At 45.8% G+C, this 238-nt stretch carries 1 protein-coding gene; it reads right to left on the bottom strand.

The features are described from left to right. A partial coding sequence (locus tag LJE08_RS14440; RefSeq protein ID WP_227403641.1) for a phosphate-starvation-inducible PsiE family protein occupies nt 1–238 on the bottom strand: 238 nt, incomplete at both ends.

Below are 238 nucleotides of genomic sequence, written 5' to 3'. Positions count from 1 at the left end.
CAAAAAATCGGCTGCCAGATGACCATGATTCTGCATCGCCGCGGCTGCCATCGCCAAAAACTCAAACAGCAGAAAGAAGGTAATGATCTTTTCCAATACTGGGTCAAATGAGGTTAGGTGCCCGGCAAAAAGCGGCGATAGCTTAACCAACTGCCACAGTTCGACAAAAACAAAGCCAATCAGACACAGCCCAAAGACAGCCATTGAAATTTCGGCAAAGCATTCTAAAAAATTGCCA

The organism is Holdemanella sp. DFI.5.55 (assembly GCF_020593575.1).
GTDB lineage: Bacteria > Bacillota_I > Bacilli_A > Erysipelotrichales > Erysipelotrichaceae > Holdemanella > Holdemanella hominis.
Note: the sequence above shows the minus strand (reverse complement) of the source record. Positions and strands in the feature narration are given on the sequence as shown.